Genomic DNA, 18710 nt, shown 5'->3' with positions numbered 1-18710 from the left:
CCCGCCACCAGTGGTCGGCGTGCGGCTGCTCCCGCACCGGACCTGGCCGCTGCTGGCCTGCCGTCCACGCACCGTCCGGCGCACCCGGGACGTCGTCCCGGCGCTCGTGCGCCGCGCACCGCCGCGCCGAGCGCGCGCGCAAGCAGGAGGAGACGCAGTTGGTTCGAGCAGGCCAGCGTCGGGACGGCGCTCGCCGCACCGCCGGGCGGGCCGGTCACCGCCCCCGCAGCACCGACCTCGTGGGCGCCCTCGCGCGCACCGTCCGCGAGGTGGAGGCGGCGGCCAAGCGCGGCCGCGTCACCCCGTCGGTGCGGGCCCGGTTCCAGGCCGTCGCCCTGCTGTTGCGCGAGGAGCGCGCCCGCATCCGGGCCGCCGAGTCCAGCGAGAGCCACCGCGCCGACCAGCTGAAGCGGCTCGAGGGCATCGCGACGATCCTCGCCACCACCGCCGTGCGCGACGCGGGTCTGCTCGCCCTGCTGGGCGACGAGGCCACCGTGTCCGACGCCGCCCGTCAGGTGGCCAAGGAGATCCAGCGCGAGCTGGGCCTGGAGCCCGAGGAGGACGAGGAGCCCGAGCCGGTGGCCGTCGCCCCGGTCGAGGTCGGCCGCCGCGTCGTCCCGCAGTCGGTGGTCTCCCGCCAGCTGGCCAACCCCTTCCTCGCGCCGGACTACGAGGCCGCCGCAGCGCTGCGCGGGCCCCGGGTGGGCCGGCTGGCCGGCTGGGAGCTCATGGGCCCGCTGCTCGCCTCGTTCGAACGCGCCAGCGGCGGCGCCCCGGCGTGCATGCCGCTGCCCTTCCCGACCAGCCGGTTCACCCCGGCCGGCCGTGAGCTCATGCCGCACCAGGGCCAGGTCGTGGCCGCGGCCGCCGAGGGGCACCGCAGCTTCCTGCTCGCCGACGAGCCCGGCCTGGGCAAGACCGCGCAGGCGCTGCTGGCCACCGAGGCGGCGATGGCCTACCCGCTGCTCGTCGTCGTCCCCAACGTCGTCAAGACCAACTGGGCGCGCGAGGCCGCGCAGTGGGTCCCGCACCGGCCCGCGACCGTGGTGCAGGGCGACGGCGAGAACGTCGACGGGTTCGCCGACATCGTGGTCGTCAACTACGAGGTGCTCGACCGGCACCGCGGGTGGCTGGGCGAGTTCGGTTTCCGCGGCATGGTCGTCGACGAGGCGCACTTCATCAAGAACGTCACCTCGCAGCGCTCGCAGCACGTGCTCGCACTGAGCGAGAGCATGCGGCTGCGCGCCGCGAAGCCGCTGCTCATGGCGCTGACCGGCACCCCGCTCATCAACGACGTCGACGACTTCCGCGCCATCTGGCGGTTCCTGGGGTGGGTCGACGACAGCAAGCCGCTGGCCGAGCTCACCGAACGGCTCGAGTCGATCGGCCTCGTGCCGGCCGACCGCGACTTCTACGAGGCCGCCCGCCGCGCCGTGGTCGACATGGGCATCGTGCGCCGCCGCAAGGTCGACGTCGCCGCGGACATCCCGGCCCGCCGCATCGCCGACCTCCCGGTCGAGCTGGACGGCGCCGTCGGCCGCTCGATCCGCGCCGCCGAGCGCGAGCTGGCCCACCGGATGGTCACCCAGTACCGGTCCGCGCTGTCCTACCGCACCGTCGTGGAGGACGAGGCGGCCGGCGGGCTGGACATGGACCTCGTGCGCCGGGTCGCCAAGAGCGAGCTCAAGGACGCGATGACCCGCCAGACCGGCGAGAACGTGTTCTCGATGATGCGCCGCATCGGCCTGGCCAAGGCCGAGCTGGCCGCCGACTACGCCGCCCAGCTGGCCCGCAGTGCCGGCAAGGTCGTGTTCTTCGCCAAGCACATCGCCGTGATGGACACCGCCGAGGCGTCGTTCGAGAAGGCCGGCATCCGGTTCTCCTCGATCCGCGGCGACCAGACGCCGTCGGCGCGGCAGAAGCAGGTCGACGCGTTCGTGAACGACCCGGACGTGCAGGTCGCGGTCTGCTCGCTCACCGCGGCCGGTGTCGGGCTGAACCTGCAGGTCGCCTCCAACGTCGTCCTGGCCGAGCTGTCGTGGACCGACGCCGAGCAGACCCAGGCGATCGACCGCAGCCACCGCATCGGGCAGACCGAGCCGGTCACCGCGTGGCGGATCATCGCCGCGCAGACCATCGACTCGCGCATCGCCGAGCTCATCGGCAGCAAGGCCGGGCTGGCCGCGCGGGCGCTGGACGGCTCGGACGAGGAGGTCGCCGGCACCGGCGACGTCCAGCTCGAGGCGCTGGTCGCGCTGCTGGTCGACGCGCTGGGGGACCCGGCGCTCAGCTGACCTGTCGGGTACGCAGGAAGCCGGGCTCGTCCACCAGCGGGGCGAGCCCGGTGCGGGCGAACTCCGCCCACACCTGCCGCAGCTGCCGGCCGCGGGCCTCGACGTCGGACCAGTCGGCGCCGGCGACGAGCGGGGCGGACCGCCACGCGGCCTCGTCGGTGAACAGCAGCGGCAGGTCCACGCAGTGCGCGCCGCGGTACGGCCCCGGCGGTCCCCACTCCAGCCGGTAGGTCGACGCCCGCCCGCCGGCCGCGGCGTGCCGCCGGGCGAACCGGCGCACGGCTGCACCGTAGACCTTCCAGCTGAGGACGGCGACCGCGGCCCGGGTGAGCAGCCGGCCCACCAGCGGCGCAGCGAGCGCCCGGGCGGGCAGGCCGGTGAGGCCCGGGACGAACAGTGCGACCTCGCGGGCGGTGCTACCGATGAGCAGGCCGAGCCGGTAGGTGACCGCGACGACCACCACCCGCTGCTCGCCGACCAGCGCCCTCGGGTCGAACACGGGTGCGTCACCGGCGCCGGCGCGGTAGGACCCGCCGTGCAGGAAGACCATGACCGGAAGGTCGTGCGCGTCGGCGGGTGCCGTCACCGACAGGCGCAGGCAGTCCTCGTCGACGGTCAGGTCGCCGGTGGCGTCCACCAGCAGGTCGTCCAGCAGCGGGGTGGGGTTCTGCGGGCAGGCGGGGGCGAGGCTGGTCGCGTCGACCGGTCGGTCGTGCACCGGCTCGGCGACCGGTGCGCGGAACCGCTCGGCGCGGGCGTACCGGATGCCGGTGGCCCGCACCAGGTCGCCCTCGCGGCGGGCGGTGAACACCCCGGCCCCGGTCGCGACGTCCACCAGGTCCGAGCCGAGCTGCACCCCCGGCACGCTACGCAGGGCCGCCGCACGCCTGCCGACGGGCCGGTCCACGCCGGGCCGGGTCGCGGTCGAGCGGAGTCTGCAAAGTCTGTGTAAGGAGACGTCGCCTCGGCTGGGGCTGTGGTCGCGGTCATACCTAGCGTGTGAGCACCGACACCAACGGAGGTGCCCCATGAGCACGACCCCAGCCACGAGCCGGCCCGAGCCGCTCACCTCGCCGTCCACGCGGAGGGCGGTGTTCAACACCGTCCGCGGGTCGTTGGGCAACCTCGTCGAGTGGTACGACGTCTACATCTACACGGTCTTCGCGACCTACCTGCAGGCCAACTTCTTCGCCGCGGGCGAGCCGAACGCGGGCATCTACACGCTGGCGATCTTCGCGGTCACGTTCGTGATGCGGCCGGTCGGCTCCTGGTTCTTCGGCCGCTACGCCGACCGGCACGGACGTCGTCCGGCCCTGGTCTTCAGCATCTCGCTGATGGCCGCCGCCTCGCTGGTCATCGCGGTCACCCCGACCGCCGAGACCATCGGCGCCGGCGCCGTGGTCATCCTGGTGCTCGCCCGCCTGGTGCAGGGCTTCGCCACCGGCGGTGAGTACGGCACGTCGGCCACCTACATGTCCGAGGCCGCCACCCAGGGCCGGCGGGGCTTCTTCTCCTCCTTCCAGTACGTGACGCTCGTCGGCGGCCACGTGCTGGCGCAGGCCACGCTGCTCATCCAGCAGGCGTTCCTCACCGACGAGCAGATCAGCGCCTTCGGCTGGCGGATCGCCTTCTTCATCGGGGCGATCAGCGCGGTCGTGGTGCTCTTCCTGCGCCGCGGCATGGACGAGACCTTGCAGCACGACGGCACGAAGAAGTCCGGCTCGATGGTGGAGCTGTTCACCGCCTACCCCAAGCAGCTGCTGGTCTGCTTCCTGGTCACCCTCGGCGGCACCATCGCCTTCTACACCTACAGCGTCAACGGTCCGCGCATCATCAAGGGCGTCTACGCCGACGACGGCATGACCGGCACCTGGATCAACTTCATCGCGCTGGTGCTGCTCATGCTCATGCAGCCGGTCGGCGGCTACCTCAGCGACCGGGTGGGCCGGCGTCCGCTGCTCATCGGCTTCGGCGTCGCCGGCGTGCTGTGGACCTACACCTTCCTGACCCTGCTGCCCACGGTCACCTCGCCGGTCGCCTCATTCCTGCTCATCACCGGCACGTACGTGGTCCTGACCGGGTACACCTCGATCAACGCCGTGGTGAAGGCCGAGCTGTTCCCCTCCCACGTCCGGGCGCTGGGGGTGGGCCTGGGGTACGCGCTGGCCAACTCGATCTTCGGCGGCACCGCCCCGGTCATCTACGAGGCCGCCACCGAGAACGACGCCGAGTCGGCCTTCGCGGTCTACGTGACCGTGGCCATCGCGGTCTCGCTGGTGGTCTACGCCTTCGTCCTGCAGCGGACGAAGAACTTCCTGGACACCGAGGTGGGCGGGCGCACCCCGGAGCCCGCGCGCGTCTGACCGCTCCCGCGACCGGGCCGTGGCCAGCGCCACGGCCCGGTAGCGTGCGCGGCCGGAGGTGCGGGGAGACGTGCGCGTGCTGCTGGTGGAGGACGACGCCGGGGTGGCCGACGCCCTGACCCAGGGACTGCGCGGCAGCGGCTGGACCGTGCGGCACGCCGCCACCGGCCGCGACGCGGTGGCCGCCCTCACCCCCGACACCGACCTGGTGCTGCTGGACATGGGGCTGCCCGACCACGACGGCCTCTGGGTGTGCGCCCGCATCCGCGAGACCAGCTCGGTGGCGATCGTCGCGCTCACCGCCCGCCGGGCCGAGGCCTCTGTGGTGGCCGCCCTGCGCGCCGGCGTCGACGACTACGTGGTCAAGCCCTACAGCCTGGCGGTGCTGCTGGCCCGCATGGACGCCGTCGCCCGCCGCGCCGGCACCCGGCCCGACCCGGCGCCGGCCGTCGACGCCGGGTTCGAGCTCGACACCGCGGCCCGCCGCGTGCGCACCCCGGACGGCGACGTGGGCCTCACCGCCAAGGAGTGCGAGCTGCTCGCCGCCCTGCTCCGGCACGCCGGCCGACCGGTCAGCCGAGCGGCGCTCATGGAGGAGGTGTGGGACACCGCCTGGATCGGGGCCTCGCGCACCCTCGACGTCCACGTCGGCACGCTGCGCGCCAAGCTCGGCGCCCAGGTGGTGGAGACCGTGCGCGGGGTGGGCTACCGGTTGGTGCCGGTGGCCGAGCGGTGAGGCGCCGGCTGCTCGCCCTGGCCCTGCTCACCACGGTGGGTCTGCTGGCTGCCCTCGTCGTGCCGCTGCTGGTGGCCTGGGCCGAGGGCCGCGCGGTCGACCTGCACCAGAGCCGGCTCTCCGACGCCACCCGGTTCGCCAGCCTGGTCGCCGCCGGCGACGGCGAGGTCGGGCTGGACGCCGACCTGCAGCGCTACCGCGAGGTGACCGGGGTGCAGGGCTGGGTGGTCGGCACCGACCGCGGCGTGCTGGCCGACGCCGGTACGGCGTTGCCCACCGGGGGTGCGGTCGAGGCGGCCGTGCGAGCAGCGCTGGACGGCGTCCCCTCGGTGCCGCCGCCGGCGATGTGGCCCTGGCGCACCGACCCGCTCGTCGTGGCCACCCCGGTGGGCCGCGACGCGCAGGTGCTCGGCGCGGTCGTGCTGGTGGAGGACACCGCGTGGGTGCGGGCCGAGGTGGGCCGGTGGATGGCGCTGGCCGGCGCCGGCAGCCTCGTGCTCCTCGCGCTGCTGGCCTGGCTGGTGGCCAGTCCGCTGGTCGGCTGGATCGTGCGCCCGGTGCGCGACCTCGAGGAGTCGGTACAGCAGGTGACCGCGGGCCGGCCGGCCCGGGCGAGGGTGGAGGGCCCGCCCGAGCTGCGCCGGCTGGCCGAGTCGTTCAACCGCATGTCGGCCCAGGTGGAACGCTCCCAGCAGCAGCAGCGCGACCTGGTGGCCGACGTGTCGCACCAGCTGGCCAACCCGCTCACCGCGCTGCGGCTGCGGCTGGAGTCGCTCTCGGCCGGCCGGTCGGCCGAGGTCACCCCGGTGCTGGCCGAGACCGACCGCATGGCGCAGATCCTCGACGGCCTGGTCGAGGTCAGCCGCACCGGCGCGGCCGACCGCACCCCCGTGCCCCTGGACCTGGCCGACCGGCTGCGCACCCGGGTGCACCTGTGGGAGCCGCTGTTCGCCGGCCGGCTCACCTGCCGCACCCCCGCGCGGCCCGCGCCGGCGGTGCTGGAGGACGACCTCGTCGAGACCCTGGTCGACGCGCTGCTGGACAACGCCGCCAAGTACGCCCCCGACGCCGCCGTGGAGGTGGAGCTGCGCCCGAGCGGGGGCGGGTGGGTGCTCGACGTCCGGGACCACGGCCCGGGCGTCACCGCCGCCGAGGCCGCCGAGCTGGGCCGGCGGTTCCACCGGCTGCCCCGGCACGCCGACGTCGACGGCACCGGGCTGGGCCTGGCCATCGTGGCCGGCCGGGTCGCCGACGCCGGGGGCACCACCACGATCGCCGCCGCCGACCCGGGGCTTCGGGTGGTCCTCAGCCTCCCCGGGCCCGGTCCCGGAACCAGCGCAGCGCCCCCGGGTGCAGCGGGACGGGCTGGGTGAACATGCCGGCGGCCAGGGTGGGCTGGCGGACGTCGGGCACCCGCGCGGCGATCTGTCCCTGCCGGTCGAACACCACCGAGCACAGCCCGTAGGCGGCCGCCTCCGGCAGCCCGGGCGCGGCCAGCAGGTAGGTGGTGACGGCGACCGTGCGCACGGCCGCGGGCAGCCCGTAGGCAGCCGCGGGCAGCGGCCCGGCGACGTAGAGCGGTCCGTGCGCGGCGACCAGCGGGGCCACCAGGTCGCCGAGGTCGAGTGCCCGCAGGGGCACCTGGGCGCCCAGCTCGACCAGGGCCTCCACCGGGTAGCCGCTGACGTAGGCGAGCGCGTCGGCCCCGCCCGAGCGGAGCAGCTCGGCGCCGTCGGACAGCGGCCCGCCGAGCAGCTCGACGTCGCCGGTGATGCCCAGCGCGTCGAGGCAGCGGGCGAGCACCACCCGACCGCCGGACCCGGTGCCGCCGTCGGCCACCCGCCGCCCGGCCAGGTCGGCCGCGGTGCGCACCGGCGAGCCCTGCGGCACCACGACCTGCAGGAAGCTGTCGTAGAGCCGGGCCAACCCGACCGGGGCCAGCGGGGCGTCGAAGGGGTCGGCGCCGGCCAGCGCGAGCACCGCGGTGTCCCCGAGGGAGAAGGCGACGTCGGCGCGGCCGTCGGCCAGGGCGACGTCGTTCTCCACCGATCCGGTCGTGCTCAGCGCGTCGGCCCGGACGTCGGGCATGAGCAGCCCGGCCTCCGCGGCCAGCGCCGAGCCGTAGCGGTGGAACACCGCCCCGGGGGACCCGGTGGCGATGCGCAGCCGCCCGGTGGCCCCGGCCGAGGGACCGCCGGACGAGCAGCCGGGCAGCACGGCGGCGGCCCCGGCGGCCACGAGCCCACCGAGGAACCGCCGCCGGCCGAGCTCCACGGCCCGGATGCTACGGAGCGCCCCCGGCTCAGCCCACCGGCTCCGACTGGGGGAACAGCCTGCGCAGCACATCGGCCAGGGTGACGACACCGGCCACGCGGCCGCCGTCGGTCACCACCGCCAGGTGGTTGCGGGTCTCCTGCATCCGCCGCAACGCCGTCGCGACCGGGGTGCCGGCCGGCAGCGAGAACACCGGTCGCCCGACCGGGGCGGCGGGCGCGTCGTCGGCCAGCACCAGGGTGTCCCGGACGTGGACGACGGTGTCCAGCCGCTCGCCGTCGCCGAGCAGGATCCGCAGGTGGCCTGTCCTCCGGGTCGCGGCGCGGACGTCGCCCGCGGTGGCGGTGGCCGGCACGGACGTCACCTCCCGGTCGTCGACCAGGTCGGCGACGGTCATGTCCTGCAGCTGCAGGGCGCCGGAGATCTGGGCGGAGAAGCCCTCCTCGAGCGCGCCGACCTCGACCGAGTGCTGCACCAGCACGCGCAGGGTGTCCGGGCTGTGGCCCGCGGCGATCTCGTCGACCGGCTGCACCCCGACCCGGCGCAGCATCCAGTTGGCGCTGCCGTTCATCGCCCGCAGGGCCGGGCGGAACAGCCACATGAACGCCCGCATCGCCGGTGCCAGCAGCACCGAGGACTGCTCGGGGTGGGCGATCGCCCACGACTTCGGTGCCATCTCGCCCACCACGAGGTGGATGAAGGTGACGACGAACAGCGCCAGCACGAAGCCGGTGACGTCGGCGACCACCGACGGCAGCCCGATCGCGACGAAGGCCGGGGTCAGCCAGGCGTCGACCGCGGGCTTGCTCAGGGCACCGAGGGCCAGGGTGCAGGCGGTGATGCCCAGTTGCGCACCGGCCAGCACCAGGGTGAGCTCGGCGGAGTTGCGCAGCGCGGCCCGGGCCGCCGGGCTGGACGCCGCCCGCTCCTCCAGCCGGTGCCGCTTGGCGGCCAGCGCCGCGAACTCCACCGCCACGAAGAACGCGCTCAGCGCGACGATCAGCAGGGTGACCGGGACGACGACCCACGGGTCCGAGCTCATCGGGCCTCCTCCAGGGAGTCAGGGGCGGCGGGCAGGTGGACGCGCACCCGGGAGGGCACGTGCCGCTCGACCTCGAGCACCTCGACCTCCGCGTGCCGCACGGCGGGCTCGTCGTCGTGCACCAGCTCGGCCGGGTCGGGTGGCAGCTCGATCCGCACGCGGTCACCGGCGTCGGGCAGGCCGCCGTGCGCGGCGATGACCAGGCCGGCGACCGTCTCGTAGTCCCCGCGCGGCAGGTCGGTGCCCACCGCGCGCTCGACCTCGTCGACCGGTGCCTCGCCGGCCACCTCCCAGCTGCTGCCGGCCGCGACCGGCAGCGGGGCCGGGCCGGGGTCGTGCTCGTCGTCGATCTCGCCGACCAGTTCCTCGGCGAGGTCCTCGACGGTGACGACGCCGGCCAGCACGCCGTACTCGTCGACCACGCAAGCCAGCTGGTTGCCGGTGCCGGCCAGCTCGGCGAGCACGGCCGGGAGCGCCGTGAGGTGGGAGACGACCAGGGCCGGGCGGGCGATGGTGCGCACCGGGGCGTCGTCGTCCGCGGTGGTGGTGAGCAGGTCCTGCAGGTGCACCACGCCGGCGATCTCGTCGGCGGCGGTCAGCACGGGGTAGCGCGAGTGCCCGGTGGCCATGACCTCGCGCAGCTCGCCGACGGTGAGGGTGTCGCTGACGGTGCCGACCCGGTGCCGGGGGATCATCGCGTGCTCGGCGTCCTGCTCGGGGAAGTCGATGATGCGGTCCAGCAGCACCGACAGCTCGGCCGGCAGGTCACCGCTGGCGCGGGAGTCCTCGACGATGCTGTCCAGGTCGCGCGCTGTGGCCGAGTGCTCGACGTCGTGGACCGGCTCGATGCGCAGCGCCCGCAGCAGCAGGTTCGAGGACTGGTCGAAGAACCAGATGAGCCAGCCGAACACCTTCAGGTAGACCACGGTCGAGGTGGCCAGCCAGCGCGACACCGGCTCGGGCCGGGCGATGGCCAGGTTCTTCGGGAACAGCTCACCGAGCAGCATCTGCACCAGCGTGGACAGCAGCAGCGCGGCGACGGCGCCGATGCCCACGCCGACCGCGGTCGGGACGCCGACCCCGCCCAGCAGGGTGCCGATGCTCTGCCCGATCAGCGGCTCGGCCGTGTAGCCCACCAGCAGCCCGGTGACGGTGATGCCCAGCTGGGCGCCGGAGAGCATGAACGAGGTGCGCCGGGTGACCTGCAGGGCGCGTCTCGCGGCCCCGTCGCCGGCCTCGGCCCGCGCTCCCAGCCGGGAGCGGTCCACCGACATGTACGCGAACTCCTGGGCCACGAAGTAGCCGGTGACGGCCGTGATGCCCACCACCACCACGACGCCGAGCAGGAGCGAGAGGACGGCGGCGGTCACCGGCGGGGCCCGCTGGGGTGGTCGGCGGGCCGGGGTCTGTGGCTGTCGGGCATGGCTCTTCCTGCTCGGGGGTCTCGGACCGACGGCGCCGGGCGCCGTCGACGCGGCAACGAACGGTGCCGGGCAACCGTTCCTGGGCGCGCCCTGTGCGGGCACCCGCGGCTACGGTGGGGTCCTCATGCCCGAAGGTGACACGATCTACCGGCTCGCCCGGCGGCTGCAGGTGCTCGTGGGCACCCAGGTCGAGAGCAGCGACTTCCGCGTCCCCCGCTTCGCGACGTCCGACCTCGCCGGCGCGCGGGTGCTGTCGCTGGTCCCGCGCGGCAAGCACATGCTCACCCGGTTCGACCTCGCCGGGCAGGCCATCACGCTGCACACCCACCTCGAGATGGACGGTGAGTGGAAGGTCGTCGGCCACGGCAAGCTGCTCCCGCGCCGCCTGATGGGCGACGCCCGCCTGGTGCTGGCCACCAGCGGCCCCACCGCCATCGGTCTGCGACTCCCGGTGGTCGAGCTGCTGCCCACCGACGCCGAGCACACCGTGATCGGCCACCTGGGCCCCGACCTGCTCGACGACGCCCTGCCGGTGCCCGAGATCATCGCGCGGGCCACCGCGAACCTGGAGTCCCAGCCCGACCGGCCGCTGGTGTCGGCGTTGCTGGACCAGCGGCTGGTGCTGGGCCTCGGCAACGTGTGGGTCAACGAGCTGGCCTTCCTGCGCGGTCACCTGCCGCTGACCCCGGTCGGGCAGGTCGAGGTCGAGCCGCTGGTCCGCCTCGCCGTGCGGGCCATGCGCTTCGCGGTCCAGCCGGGCGGGCCCGGACGCGTGACCACCGGCAACACGCGGCCGGGGGAGCGGTACTACGTCTACGGCCGCACCGGCGAACCGTGCCGGCGCTGCGGCACCAAGCTGGAGTTCTCCCCGGAGGTCCCCAACGACCCGGGTGTGCGGCACACCTGGTGGTGCCCCCGCTGCCAGACCTGACCGCCGGGAACATTGTGCAACAATCTGCGGCGTGAGAGCCGTGGTCGCCGTCCTGCTCGCCGCGGTCTGCTTCGGCACGACGGGGACGGCGCAGGCCCTCCTCGACGTGGACGCCTCGCCCACGGTGGTGGGCCTGGCCCGCATCGTGCTCGGCGGCGGGCTGCTGGCGTTCTGCGTCCTGCGGGGCCCCCGCCCGACCGGCGTCCCCGGGACCGGGGCGCTGGCCCGCGTGCCCACCGGGTGGGTGGTGGCCGGGGGAGCGGCCGGGGTGCTGGCCTACCAGCCGACGTTCTTCGCCGGGACGACGACGAACGGCGTGGCGATCGGCACGGTCGTCGCGCTCGGCTCGGCGCCGGTGGTGACCGGTGTGCTCGACGCCGGGCTGCGGGCGCGCCGGCCCGAGCGCCGCTGGTGGACCGCGACCGCCCTGGCGCTGGTGGGGCTCGCGCTGGTGGCCGTCGGGTCCGGCGGGGGTTCGTTCCGCGGCGGGGTGCTCTGGTCGGTGGCGGCCGGTGCCTCGTACGCCCTCTACGCGGTCGCGGTGAAGGAGCTGCTCGACCGCGGCTGGGCGTCGGGATCCGCGGTCGGGGCGGTCTTCGGCTCCGCGGCCGGCGCGGCGCTCCCGCTGCTGCTGCTCGTCGGGGCGGGCGGGCTGCTCACCGTCGACGGGCTGGTGCTGACGCTCTGGCTCGGCGTGGTCACCACCACCGTCGCGTACCTGCTGTTCGGCTACGGGTTGGCCCGGCTTCCGGCCACGACCGTCGCCACCCTCACGCTGGCCGAGCCGTTGTGCGCGGCGCTGCTGGGGGTCGGTGTGCTCGGCGAGCGGTTGGCGCCCGCCGCGGTGGCCGGGGTGCTGGTGCTCGGGCTGGGGATCGCCGTCCTCACGACCCGTCGGCGGCGCGCGGGGGCGGTGGCCGGTGCCGCGGCGGCGTGAGGCGGCGCCGGGGCCGACCGCGACCACCCGGCTGACCGAACGCCTCCGCCGGCAGGTGCTCACCGGTGAGCTCGGCCCCGGCTCCGCACTGCGCGAGGAGGACCTCGCCGCGAGCACCGGGGCGTCCCGGCACACGGTGCGCGCCGCGCTCGCCCGGCTGGCCGAGGAGCGGCTGGTGGTGGCCGAGGCGTACCGCGGGGTCCGGGTGACCGCGTTCGCCGACGACGACGTCGTCGCCCTGCAGCAGCTGCGCGGGGCGCTCGAGGGCGAGGCGGTGCGGTTGCTGCAGTCCGAGCACGGCACCGCGTGGCCCGGCGACGTGCTCGCTCCGGCCCGGGCCGCGGTCGAGGCGCTCGCCGCCGCTCCGGCGGACGACTGGCCCGCCGTGGCCACCGCGCACGCGCAGGTGCACCTCGCGCTGGTGTCCGCGGCGGGCAGCCCGCGAATCTCCCAGGTCTACGCGCGGCTGCACTCGGAGGTGCTGCTGCTCCTGGTGCACGTGCGGCCTGCCTACGACGTCGCGGCGCTGGCCGCCGAGCACACCGCCTACCTCGACGACGTGCAGCGACGTGGCGCGGCCGCCGTGCGCGAGCACCTCGGGCACAGCACGGCGCTGATCCTGGCCGCCCGCGGCTGACCGCCCGGGCTTGGCGCGCGCGAGCCCGCCACCCGACCCCGGTCACGCCTCCACGTCGAGGGACTCCAGGACGGCCGGCAGGTCGTGCAGGTCGGTGACCACGTGCGCGGGGCGCGGGCCGGCGGGGTCCACCCGGTGCCCGGGACGGGCCACCCGGACCACGAGGAGACCGGCCTCCAGGGCCCCGCGGGTGTCGCGGGCCGAGGCGGGCACGTGGACGTCGACGCCGGCCCCGACCGCCCGTCGGTAGAGCGCGGGCGCCGGCTTGTAGGCCCGCAGCCGCTGGCTGGTCAGCCGGTCGGCCTCGGCCACCAGCGGCGCGACCCGGGTGCGGGCGAGCAGGTCGTCGTCGACGTTGGAGAGCACGCCCACCCGGTGGGTGGCCGAGAGCCGGGGCAGGGCGTCGGCGACGTCGGGCCACAGCGGCCAGTCCGGCAGCGACGCGAGCAACCGGTCGGTGAGCGCGACGCTGTCGTCGGTCGGCCAGCCGTGCGTCGACCAGGTGGCGGCCAGCGCCGCGCGGCAGTGCTCGGCGAAGGGCACCCAGTCGGTGCGGTCGCGCTGGGTCGCCTTGGACCGGGTGTCCCACTCGTCGTACAGCAGCGCGCCGTCGACGGCTTCGGGGGCCAGGTCGGCCAGCACCGGCGCGGCGCCCGCACGGCTGTCCACCAGGGCGCTGAACAGGTCGAGGGTGACGAACACACGCCGAGCCTCGCACGCACCGACGGCATGCCGGTCGACCTACCGCCGCAGCGCCCGCACCACCGCGGTCAGCAGGGCGCGCCGGCCCGGGGCCGGCAGGGCGGCGGCCACGCGCAGCATCGTGGCGGCCACGGCGGCGGGGGAGCTGTCGACGGCGAGGTAGGTCGCCCACGACCGCGCCGGGAGGGTGAAGAAGGCGCGGAAGAAGGTGTCGGTCTGCTCCTCGTCGAGGTCGAGCAGCACCTCCCTCCCCAGGCCGAGCAGCGCCAGGGTGGCCCGGCGCCGGCGGGACCGCACCAGTGACCGCACCTCGGCCGGCCCCGCCCCGCCCACGACGGCGTCGGCGACCACCGGGCCCAGCCGCAGCGACGTGGCGACGCTGTAGCCGGTCGCCGGGTGCACGAGCCCGGCCGCCGCCCCCACGGGCGCGCCCGTGCCGGCCGCGGTGGCGTCCAGCGGGATGGCCACCTTCTCCGGCTCCCCGAGGCTGCGCAGGCCGTGCCGGGCGAGGTGGGCGTGCAGCCGGTCGCGCAGCGCAGGCAGCGGCACAGGGGGGCGTGCGGCGAGGGACGTGGCCTCCAGCAGCACGGTGCCGTCGTCCAGACCCATGCCGTAGAGGAACGCCGGCGGCTGCGGGTCGGCCGGGTCACGCAGCGCCGTCCAGTCCATGAGCAGGGCGCCGCCCTCGGGGACGACGTCGGGCACCGGGCCGGGGACCCGCTCCCCCCACGCCCGTTGCTGCGCGGTGGCCGGCCCGCCGCCCCGCGCATCGACCACCAGCGTGCCGTGCAGCCGGGTGCCGTCGGCCAGCGCCGCCGTCCGCCCGTCCAGCACCTGCTCGACGGTGCCGGTGACGACCTCGCCTCCGCCGGCGCGGAGCCGGTCGAGCAGCGCCGCGTGCACCGACCCGTTGTCCAGCCGCGCGTAGGCCCGGCCGAGGTCGTGGTCCCCGGCGCCCGTGCGCACCAGCGTGGTCGGGTACCGGACGCCCGCCCGGGCACCGCCGAGGAGCGCCACCTCGGCGTCGGCCAGCTCGTCGGCCCACATCCCGTAGGTGTGCGCCCACGGACCGGTGGCGGGCGCCACGACCACGGTCGCCAGGCCCCGGTCGGCGCAGGCCGCGGCCACCGCCAGCCCCGCCGGCCCGGACCCGGCGACGACGACGTCCCACCGCGGGCGGGGCTGCGAGGTCACGGGTGGACCCAACCAGGCCGCCGTCCGGACGGCGCGGCGGGATCAGTCGCGACCGTGTCCTCGGGCCTGCACCTGGACGCCGGCGAGCAGGAGGTCGAGCCCGGAGCGGAAGACGTCCTCGTCGTCGTGGACGGCGAACTCGTCGGCGACGTGGTGGGCGAACGGGTGGTCGACGGGGTCCAGTGCCCGCCACCGGTCGGCGTAGGAGGCGAGGAACTCGGCGGGCTGCATGCCGCTGTCCAGGAACTCCTTCGGCGGCGGCTGTGCCATGTCCATGGCCACCCCGACGATGTAGCTGACCAGCGACGACGCGGCGTGGAACTGCTGCTTGGGCGTCAGGTCCAGGCGCATGAGCTGCTGGCCGATGCGGTCGAACATGAGCATCGAGTTCGGCTGCTGGCCGGTGTTGCGCAGCATGTAGGAGCCGAACCACGGGCGCCGGCGCATCTCCTCGAACAGGGCCAGCGAGAGGTCGCGCAGGTTCGCGACCGGGTCGGGGCCGTCGGTGAGGTCGGCGGTGTCGTCGAGCAGCCGACCCATGACCTCGTCGGTGGCCCGGTCGATCAGCTCGTCCCGGTTCGAGACGTACCAGTAGATGCTGGCCGCTCCGCCGCCGAGCCGGGCCGCCAGGGCCCGGAACGTCAGCGCCGACTCGCCCGCCTCGTCCAGCAGGGCGATGGCCTCGGCGAGCACGGCCTCCAGGGAGTGGGCCATCCGGCGCCGGCCGCGAGCGGGGCGGGCGGGTGCGTCGGTGCGTTCGCTCATGCTTGCACTCTATCGAACGGCGTTCTATGGTTCGGCCAGCGTTCGAGGATCGAACGCCGTTCGATACCCCGGAGGTGTGGCATGTCCACCACGAACACCCGTCCGGCGCCCGCCGCACCGACCCACCGGTCGCTGCGCTCGGCCGCCTTCCCCCTCGCCGCGCTCTGCCTGGCCTTCTTCGTCGAGATGGTCGACAACACGCTGCTGAGCATCGCGCTGCCGACGATCGGCCGGGACCTCGGCAGCGGCACGACCGCGCTGCAGTGGGTCACCGGCGCCTACTCCCTGACCTTCGGCGGCCTGCTGCTCACCGCCGGGTCGGCCGCCGACCGGCTCGGCCGGCGGCGGGTCCTGCTGACCGGGCTGGCCGCCTTCGGGACCATCAGCCTGGCCGTGGTCCTCGTGGGGACGACGGGCGAGCTGGTGGCGCTGCGGGCGGCCCTCGGCCTCGCCGCGGCGGCCATGGCCCCGGTGACCATGTCGTTGATCTTCCGGCTGTTCGACGACGAGAAGCTGCGCATGCGTGCCATCAGCGTCGTGATGGTCGTGGGCATGTCCGGCTTCGTGCTCGGCCCGCTGCTCGGCGGCACCGCCCTGGCCCACGTCCACTGGACCTGGTTGCTGCTGGTGAATGCGCCCATCGCGCTCGTGGCGTGGCTCGGGGTCCGGCTGGGCTTGCCGGCCGACCGGCGCGAGGACCTCACCTCCGACCCGCTGGACCTGCCCGGCGCCGTGCTCACGATCGCCGCGATCGGCCTCGGCTGCTACGCGCTGACCAGCGGCGTCGAGCACGGCTGGCTGTCGCCGGTTACCCTGGGCTCGGCCCTGGGCGCCGTCCTGGCCGGCACCTGGTTCGTGCGGCACGAGCGGTCGACGGCGTCCCCGATGCTCGACCTGCGCCTGTTCGCCACCGGCCCGGCGCGCGGCGCGGCCATCACCCAGATGGCGGCCGCCATCACGATGGCCAGCGTCATGTTCGGCCTGATCCTGCACTTCCAGTACGCCTACGGGTGGAGCCCGGTCAGGGCCGGGCTGGCCAACCTGCCGCTGATCGTCACGATGCTCGCCGCCACCCCGGTCGCCGAGTGGCTGGCATCGCGCTTCGGCCACCGCATCGCCTGCCTGGTCGCCGCCGGGCTGCTGGTGGTCTCGCTGCTCGGCATGGCCTGGGGCGTCGAGCACGGCTACCTCGCGATCGCCGTCTCGATGGTCGTGCTCACCACGGGGCTGCGCACGATCATGACCGTCTGCGCCGTCGCCCTCGTCGAGGCGATGCCGGCCAACCGCACCTCGATGGGTGCCGCGCTCAACGACACCGCCCAGGAGGTCGGCTCCAGCCTGGGCACCGCGGTCGTCGGCACCATGATCGCGGCACTGGTGACCTCGAGCCTGCCCGCCGGCACGTGGTCGGCCGACCTCGTGCAGTCCTTCTTCGGCGGGGAGCGGCTCACCTACCTGCTGCTGGCCGGGATCGTCGGCGTGGTCGCCGTGTACGGCGCGCTGTCGCTCACCGACTCCCGCGCCACCGAGGAGCACTGAGCCACGGCCCGGCGGCAGGGCCTACGCGGCTCAGGCGGGCTCGGGGACCCCGTCGGGGTCGCCGCCCGGGTCGTCCGGGGTCGGCTCGACCGGCGCCGGGGGCAGCGGCTCCGGGGCGTCGGGCAGCAGCTCGCCCGGGTCGTCGGGGATCGGCTGGGCCGGGTCCAGGGGGCCGGGCAGGGGAGCGACCATGCCGGCAGTGAACCAGCCCCGGGCCGTCCCCGCCGGGCTGCGCGGACGGCGGACCCGGCGCAGGGTGGGGCCATGAGCAACTCCGCAGCCGTCGTCGTGGTCACCGGTGCCAACGGTCTGGTCGGTGCCACGGTCTGCCGCACGTTGGCCGAGCGCGGCGCCCAGGTGCGCGCCGTCGTCCGGCGGGCCGGGACCGCCCCCGTCGCGGACGGCGTCCACGAGCACGTCGGGGACGCCGCCGACGTCCTGTCGGGTGCGCACGCGCTGGTCACGACCGTCCACCCGATGGGCTCGTCGCGGGAGGTGCAGCACGAGGTCGGCGTCGAGGGCACGGCCCGGCTCGCCCGCGCGGCGCGGGATGCCGGGGTGCCCCTGCTCGTGCACGTCTCCACGGCCGGGGTGCACGACCGCTCGCCGGGGATGGGGGACCTGGCCGAGGACGCCGCCCTGCTCCCGGAGGGCAGCGGCGACTACCCGGACACCAAGAACGCCGCGGACGCCGCGCTCGCCGAGGTCGAGGGCCTGACGACGGTGCTGGTCCGCCCGCCGGCGATCGCGGGGGCCGGCCCGACGTCGGTGTGGAACACGCTGCGCCCGCAGGCCTTCGTCGACGGCGACCGCAGCGTGAACCCGGCCAAGAGCTGGGCGTGGGTGCACGTCGAGGACCTCGCCGCGTTCATCGCCGACGTCGCGGTGGGCGCCGTCCCGACCTCGCCCGACCCCGAGCAGGGCCCGGTCCCCGGGGCGGCGACGCCGGTGCTGCTCGCCGGGGAGCCCGCGACGTGGGGCGACTACCTGGGTGCCGTCGGCCAGGCGGTCGGTGCCGAGCCGGACTGGACCGACGAGCCGGAGTGGACCGGGCAGCTGATCACCGACCGCGCCCGCCGGTGGGGCTGGTCGCCGCGGGTCGGGCTCGACCAGGCCCTGGCCGAGCTGCGCGAGGGGCTGGCCCGCCGGTGACCGCCGCCGCGCACGCCGGGTACGTCGCCGTCCCGGTGCCCACGTCCGACCGGCCCGGCCCCTGGGCCGGGGTGGTGCTGGTGCACGACGCGTTCGGCCCGGGCGACGACATGCACGAGCAGGCCGACTGGCTGGCCGCCGCCGGCTACGTCGTGGTCATGCCCGACCTGTACGGCGGGAGGTCGGCGGTGCGCTGCCTGAAGGGCACGTTCGCGCAGCTGGCCCAGCGCCGCGGCCCCGTCTTCGACCAGCTCGAGGCCGCCCGGTCGGCGCTGGCCGCCGACCCGCGCTGCACCGGCACGGTCGGGGTGATCGGCTACTGCATGGGCGGCGGGTTCGCGCTGCTGCTCGCGGGGCGGCCCGGGTGGTCGGCGGCGAGCGTGAACTACGGCCAGGTGCCCGACGACGTGGCCGACCTGCTGGCCGGGGCGTGCCCCGTGGTGGCCAGCTTCGGTGGCCGGGACAAGGGTCTGCCCGGGGCCGCCGCGAAGCTGCAGGCGGGGGTCGAGGCCGCCGGGGTCGTCGCCGACGTCCACGAGTACCCGCAGGCCCGGCACGGGTTCATCAACCGGCTGGCTGCGGCCTCCCCGCTGGCGCCGATGATGAAGGTGGCCGGGGTCGGATACGACCACGCCGCGGCCGCCGACGCCAAGCAGCGCATCCTGGCCTTCTTCGACGCCCACCTGCGCGGTCGTTGACCCGGACCCCCGGAGACCGTGG

Annotated in this window: 18 protein-coding genes; 10 read left to right on the top strand and 8 right to left on the bottom strand. The window is 75.5% G+C overall.

The genetic code is table 11. The features are described from left to right. The first annotated feature begins 239 nt into the window (after window positions 1-239). On the top strand, window positions 240-2294 hold the full coding sequence (locus BLP29_RS15575; RefSeq protein ID WP_243470009.1) for a DEAD/DEAH box helicase: 2055 nt from the start codon (window positions 240-242) through the stop codon (window positions 2292-2294). Here the strand turns inward: BLP29_RS15575 and BLP29_RS15570 are convergent. Then, on the bottom strand, window positions 2287-3150 hold the full coding sequence (locus tag BLP29_RS15570) for a carboxylesterase family protein (protein ID WP_207798525.1): 864 nt from the start codon (window positions 3148-3150) through the stop codon (window positions 2287-2289). The genes BLP29_RS15575 and BLP29_RS15570 overlap by 8 nt on opposite strands. Before the next feature lie 172 nt (window positions 3151-3322). On the opposite strand from BLP29_RS15570, the gene BLP29_RS15565 reads away from it, so the two are divergent. From BLP29_RS15565 to BLP29_RS15555, 3 genes are all read left to right on the top strand, one after another. Continuing rightward, entirely contained in the window at window positions 3323-4657 is a 1335-nt protein-coding gene (locus BLP29_RS15565; protein ID WP_092806117.1) for an MFS transporter, read from the top strand. 70 nt (window positions 4658-4727) lie between these two features. Continuing rightward, window positions 4728-5393: a response regulator transcription factor gene (locus tag BLP29_RS15560; protein ID WP_243470008.1), complete on the top strand. Its 666-nt coding sequence runs from the start codon at window positions 4728-4730 to the stop codon at window positions 5391-5393. Further along, complete coding sequence (locus BLP29_RS15555) at window positions 5390-6766, top strand: sensor histidine kinase (RefSeq protein ID WP_092806113.1); 1377 nt, start codon at window positions 5390-5392, stop codon at window positions 6764-6766. The genes BLP29_RS15560 and BLP29_RS15555 overlap by 4 nt, the downstream gene beginning before the upstream one ends. Here the strand turns inward: BLP29_RS15555 and BLP29_RS15550 are convergent. From BLP29_RS15550 to BLP29_RS15540, 3 genes are read right to left on the bottom strand one after another with little or no spacing between them, the layout of a single operon-like run. Next, window positions 6699-7667: a TAXI family TRAP transporter solute-binding subunit gene (locus BLP29_RS15550; RefSeq protein ID WP_165839400.1), complete on the bottom strand. Its 969-nt coding sequence runs from the start codon at window positions 7665-7667 to the stop codon at window positions 6699-6701. The genes BLP29_RS15555 and BLP29_RS15550 overlap by 68 nt on opposite strands. Before the next feature lie 28 nt (window positions 7668-7695). Next, window positions 7696-8709, bottom strand: a complete 1014-nt coding sequence (locus BLP29_RS15545) for a hemolysin family protein (protein WP_092806109.1) — start codon at window positions 8707-8709, stop codon at window positions 7696-7698. Beyond that, on the bottom strand, window positions 8706-10079 hold the full coding sequence (locus tag BLP29_RS15540) for a hemolysin family protein (RefSeq protein ID WP_243470007.1): 1374 nt from the start codon (window positions 10077-10079) through the stop codon (window positions 8706-8708). Before BLP29_RS15540 ends, BLP29_RS15545 begins: the two co-directional genes overlap by 4 nt. A 178-nt stretch (window positions 10080-10257) precedes the next feature. On the opposite strand from BLP29_RS15540, the gene BLP29_RS15535 reads away from it, so the two are divergent. Genes BLP29_RS15535 through BLP29_RS15525 form a run of 3 tightly spaced genes read left to right on the top strand, consistent with a single transcriptional unit; the run spans window position 10258 to window position 12638 of the window. Continuing rightward, window positions 10258-11064, top strand: a complete 807-nt coding sequence (locus tag BLP29_RS15535) for a DNA-formamidopyrimidine glycosylase family protein (protein ID WP_092806107.1) — start codon at window positions 10258-10260, stop codon at window positions 11062-11064. A 31-nt stretch (window positions 11065-11095) separates the two neighbouring features. After that, the gene (locus BLP29_RS15530; RefSeq protein WP_092806105.1) at window positions 11096-12001 is read left to right on the top strand and encodes a DMT family transporter; all 906 of its coding nucleotides are present in this window, start codon (window positions 11096-11098) and stop codon (window positions 11999-12001) included. Then, window positions 11985-12638 carry a GntR family transcriptional regulator gene (locus BLP29_RS15525; protein ID WP_092806103.1) on the top strand — a complete coding sequence of 218 codons (654 nt, stop codon included), beginning with the start codon at window positions 11985-11987 and terminating at the stop codon, window positions 12636-12638. The genes BLP29_RS15530 and BLP29_RS15525 overlap by 17 nt, the downstream gene beginning before the upstream one ends. Before the next feature lie 42 nt (window positions 12639-12680). Here BLP29_RS15525 and BLP29_RS15520 read toward each other — a convergent pair whose 3' ends face one another. From BLP29_RS15520 to BLP29_RS15510, 3 genes are read right to left on the bottom strand one after another with little or no spacing between them, the layout of a single operon-like run. Continuing rightward, a complete protein-coding gene (locus tag BLP29_RS15520; RefSeq protein ID WP_092806101.1) occupies window positions 12681-13340 on the bottom strand; it encodes an HAD family hydrolase in 660 nt (219 codons plus the stop codon). Window positions 13341-13379: 39 nt separating this feature from the next. Next, the gene (locus tag BLP29_RS15515; RefSeq protein ID WP_165839399.1) at window positions 13380-14534 is read right to left on the bottom strand and encodes a lycopene cyclase family protein; all 1155 of its coding nucleotides are present in this window, start codon (window positions 14532-14534) and stop codon (window positions 13380-13382) included. A 42-nt stretch (window positions 14535-14576) separates the two neighbouring features. Continuing rightward, complete coding sequence (locus BLP29_RS15510) at window positions 14577-15299, bottom strand: TetR/AcrR family transcriptional regulator (RefSeq protein ID WP_092806097.1); 723 nt, start codon at window positions 15297-15299, stop codon at window positions 14577-14579. Window positions 15300-15380: 81 nt separating this feature from the next. On the opposite strand from BLP29_RS15510, the gene BLP29_RS15505 reads away from it, so the two are divergent. Further along, window positions 15381-16838, top strand: coding sequence for an MFS transporter (locus BLP29_RS15505; protein ID WP_092806095.1), 1458 nt, complete (start codon window positions 15381-15383; stop codon window positions 16836-16838). A gap of 30 nt (window positions 16839-16868) precedes the next feature. Here the strand turns inward: BLP29_RS15505 and BLP29_RS21065 are convergent, their stop codons facing one another. After that, window positions 16869-17030, bottom strand: a complete 162-nt coding sequence (locus BLP29_RS21065) for a hypothetical protein (protein WP_165839398.1) — start codon at window positions 17028-17030, stop codon at window positions 16869-16871. Between the two features lie 72 nt (window positions 17031-17102). On the opposite strand from BLP29_RS21065, the gene BLP29_RS15500 reads away from it, so the two are divergent. Both BLP29_RS15500 and BLP29_RS15495 read left to right on the top strand, forming a co-directional pair. Next, the gene (locus tag BLP29_RS15500) at window positions 17103-17990 is read left to right on the top strand and encodes an NAD-dependent epimerase/dehydratase family protein (protein WP_092806093.1); all 888 of its coding nucleotides are present in this window, start codon (window positions 17103-17105) and stop codon (window positions 17988-17990) included. Then, window positions 17987-18688 (top strand): dienelactone hydrolase family protein, encoded by a 702-nt coding sequence (locus BLP29_RS15495; RefSeq protein WP_092806091.1) that lies wholly within the window; start codon window positions 17987-17989, stop codon window positions 18686-18688. Before BLP29_RS15500 ends, BLP29_RS15495 begins: the two co-directional genes overlap by 4 nt. Window positions 18689-18710: the final 22 nt, after the last annotated feature.

The sequence above is a fragment of the Klenkia marina genome, assembly GCF_900101025.1.
Taxonomy (GTDB): Bacteria; Actinomycetota; Actinomycetes; order Mycobacteriales; family Geodermatophilaceae; genus Klenkia; species Klenkia marina.
The sequence above is the reverse complement of the archived record's forward strand: the minus strand, read 5'-3'. Positions and strand labels throughout refer to the sequence as shown.

Bases quoted from the DNA above. Each gene is read 5' to 3' on its own strand.
- BLP29_RS15565 (WP_092806117.1), top strand. From the start codon at position 3,323: ATGAGCACGACCCCAGCCACGAGCCGGCCCGAGCCGCTCACCTCGCCG.
- BLP29_RS15545 (WP_092806109.1), bottom strand. From the start codon at position 8,709: ATGAGCTCGGACCCGTGGGTCGTCGTCCCGGTCACCCTGCTGATCGTC.
- BLP29_RS15500 (WP_092806093.1), top strand. From the start codon at position 17,103: ATGAGCAACTCCGCAGCCGTCGTCGTGGTCACCGGTGCCAACGGTCTG.
- BLP29_RS21065 (WP_165839398.1), bottom strand. From the start codon at position 17,030: ATGGTCGCTCCCCTGCCCGGCCCCCTGGACCCGGCCCAGCCGATCCCC.
- BLP29_RS15505 (WP_092806095.1), top strand. From the start codon at position 15,381: ATGTCCACCACGAACACCCGTCCGGCGCCCGCCGCACCGACCCACCGG.
- BLP29_RS15510 (WP_092806097.1), bottom strand. From the start codon at position 15,299: ATGAGCGAACGCACCGACGCACCCGCCCGCCCCGCTCGCGGCCGGCGC.
- BLP29_RS15535 (WP_092806107.1), top strand. From the start codon at position 10,258: ATGCCCGAAGGTGACACGATCTACCGGCTCGCCCGGCGGCTGCAGGTG.